Here is a 2,510-nt window from a genome sequence, read left to right on the forward strand (position 1 = left end):
GCTCTCCGCGGGGCTGACCAGCCTGCTCCGCGGGCTCAACGACGCACCGAAGATGTTGGCCCTCGGCCTCGTCGCGGCGGCGGGCTCCGTGTCGGGCCAGTCCCTCTACGTGCTGGTCGCGCTGGCAATGGGGGCGGGCAGCTACGTTGCCGGCTCCCGGGTGACCGCGACGCTGGCGGGGAAGGTCACGAAGCTGTCGCCCGACGACGGATTCGCGGCGAACCTGGTGACGTCGGTCCTGGTCGGCGCCGCATCGGGATTCTCGCTCCCGGTGTCCACCACCCACGTTTCCTCGAGCGCCGTGATCGGAGTCGGAATGCACCGCGGCAACGTACGCTGGAGGATGGTGCGCGACATGGCGCTGGCGTGGCTGGTGACCGTGCCGCTGGCCGGGGTGGTGGCGGCCGCCGCCTATTCGGTCGCCGGCCTCTGGCGGTGAGATGACGCGGACGACGCGACTGGTCCTGGGGGCAGCGGTGGTGGCGGAAGTCGCCGGCGTCGTGCTCGTTGCGCCGCTCGATCGCTGGGCCCTGCCGTTCGTGGAGTGGATCCGGAGCGCCGGCGCGACGGCCGCGGTGGTCTACGTCGCGGTCTACGTCGTCGCGACGCTCGCGCTACTGCCGGCCTCGCTGCTCACGGCGGCGGCGGGGTTCGCCTTCGGGCCGGTGTGGGGGATACTGGTCGCCTCGCCCACCAGCGTGCTCGCGGCGACCGTCGCCTTCCTGCTGGGACGGACCGTCGCACGCGAGTGGGTGCTGCAACGGCTGCCGAAGTGGCCGCTGTGCGCCGCCATCGACCAGGTCATCGGCGACCAGGGCTTCAAGATCGTGTTGCTGCTCAGGCTCTCTCCCGTCCTCCCGTTCGGCCTGCTCAGCTACGCGCTGGGGCTCACGCGCGTCCGCCTGCGCGACTACGTCCTGGGCTCGTTCCTGGGCATGCTGCCGGCGACGATCCTCTACGTGTACGTCGGCTCGCTGGGCACCAACGCCGGGGACCTGCTGCATGGGAGTGGGGCGGCGGCCGGCATCGTGACCCAGGCCCTGCGGTGGGCCGGTCTCGCCGCGACGGCCTTGGTGGTGGTGCTGGTCGTCCGCCGCGCGAGAAAGCTGTTGCGAGAGACGTGCAAGGAAGACGCCGCCGGCAATCCGCTCGTCGCCGCCTGACCCCTACGTCCATGCTCGATCGCCGCCGCCGCCGCGAAGATCCCTTCGCGTAGCGCTCGCGGGACCCGAGGCGTAGCTGCCGGAACCCGGGGCCTGCCTTGTGCGTTATATACCCATGGGGGTATCTTCGCGGCCGTGACTACTACTCGTGAGGTGACTGTGTCCACGACGTGCGCCCCGGCGGTATATCTGAGGCCGGAAGTCGAGCGCCGCATCCAGAACCGGTTGAAGCGGCTCGAGGGCCAGGTGCGCGGGGTCCAGCGCCTGCTCGCCGCCCATCAATCGTGCGACGATCTGCTGGTGCAGCTCGGGGCCATCAAGCAGGCCATGAATGGCATCATGGTGGAGCTGTTCGAGGGGCATATCGAGACGTGCGTCGCTGAGGACGTGCGGGGGGGGCGTGGCACGAAGGCGCTCGCGAGTCTGAAGGGCGCGCTGGCACACGCGCTGCGGCACGCCTCATGATCCGGCGGGTCTGGGCATCGGCGGGGGGCGCCGTGGCGGCGGCCGCGGCGTCGGCGCTGTGCTGCGCGGGGCCCCTGGTCGCCGTAGCGGTGGGTGTCTCCGGGGCGGGACTCGCCAGCACCTTCGAGCCGCTGCGGCCGTACTTCGTGGGCGCGACGGCGCTCGCGCTCGGCGTCGGCCACTGGAGCCTGCGGAAGGAGGAGCGCAACGCCTGCGAGCCCGGAAAGCCGTGCGCCGATCCTCGCACCCGCCGCATGATGCGCAGGACCGTGTGGCTCGCGACGGTCTTCGCCGCGGTGTTCGCCACGTTCCCTTACTGGTCGCGGTTCGTCCTTTAGCAGGAGGAAGGTTCGATGCTGCAGGCGATGAAGATCGGTTTGGCGTCCGCTGTGGTCGCCCTTTCCGCGGCGCGGCTGTGCCCCTGGTGCGGCGGGTCGCCCGTCGGGGCGGCCACCCTCGCGGCAGCGGAGGTGCAGGCGCCCGACACGGCGGTGGCGCGTGTCGCGATTCAGGGGATGACGTGCGGGAGCTGCGCGACGACGGCGCGCCTGGCGCTTCAGCGCCTAACGGGCGTGTATCACGCGAGAATCTCCTACGACTCGGCCAGCGCGGTGGTGCGGTACGATCCCCGGCGCGTGACGCCGGAGCGAATCGCGCAGCACCTGCGACGGATGACCGGCTATCGCGCCACGCTCACGGCTGAGGACAGCGCCGTCGGCGGCCGGCAGGGAGGCGGGTGAGATGGCCGCCGAGCGGGCGATCGAGCTAGTCATGGATGCGAGAGGTGAGCACGGCCGCACGGAGTTCGACCTCGTCATCGTCGGAGGTGGCTCGGCGGGATTCGCCGCCGCGATCAAGGCCGCCGAGCTGGGCGCGCGCGTG

Annotated in this window: 5 protein-coding genes; all 5 read left to right on the top strand. The window is 71.4% G+C overall.

The features are described 5' to 3' along the window. A partial coding sequence (locus Q8Q85_12695; protein ID MDP3775112.1) for an inorganic phosphate transporter occupies positions 1–439 on the top strand: 439 nt, incomplete at its 5' end. Position 440: 1 nt separating this feature from the next. Further along, complete coding sequence (locus Q8Q85_12700; protein ID MDP3775113.1) at positions 441–1,163, top strand: TVP38/TMEM64 family protein; 723 nt, start codon at positions 441–443, stop codon at positions 1,161–1,163. A gap of 135 nt (positions 1,164–1,298) precedes the next feature. Next, entirely contained in the window at positions 1,299–1,628 is a 330-nt protein-coding gene (locus Q8Q85_12705; GenBank protein ID MDP3775114.1) for a metal-sensing transcriptional repressor, read from the top strand. Beyond that, complete coding sequence (locus Q8Q85_12710; protein ID MDP3775115.1) at positions 1,625–1,966, top strand: mercuric transporter MerT family protein; 342 nt, start codon at positions 1,625–1,627, stop codon at positions 1,964–1,966. The genes Q8Q85_12705 and Q8Q85_12710 overlap by 4 nt, the downstream gene beginning before the upstream one ends. A 15-nt stretch (positions 1,967–1,981) precedes the next feature. After that, positions 1,982–2,368: a heavy metal-associated domain-containing protein gene (locus Q8Q85_12715; protein ID MDP3775116.1), complete on the top strand. Its 387-nt coding sequence runs from the start codon at positions 1,982–1,984 to the stop codon at positions 2,366–2,368. The last annotated feature ends 142 nt before the right edge of the window (positions 2,369–2,510 follow it).

It is taken from the genome of Gemmatimonadales bacterium, from assembly GCA_030697825.1.
Lineage (GTDB): Bacteria > Gemmatimonadota > Gemmatimonadetes > Gemmatimonadales > JACORV01 > JACORV01.

Coding starts and splice junctions, on each gene's coding strand:
- Q8Q85_12700 (MDP3775113.1), top strand. CDS start 441: ATGACGCGGACGACGCGACTGGTCCTGGGGGCAGCGGTGGTGGCGGAA.
- Q8Q85_12710 (MDP3775115.1), top strand. CDS start 1,625: ATGATCCGGCGGGTCTGGGCATCGGCGGGGGGCGCCGTGGCGGCGGCC.
- Q8Q85_12715 (MDP3775116.1), top strand. CDS start 1,982: ATGCTGCAGGCGATGAAGATCGGTTTGGCGTCCGCTGTGGTCGCCCTT.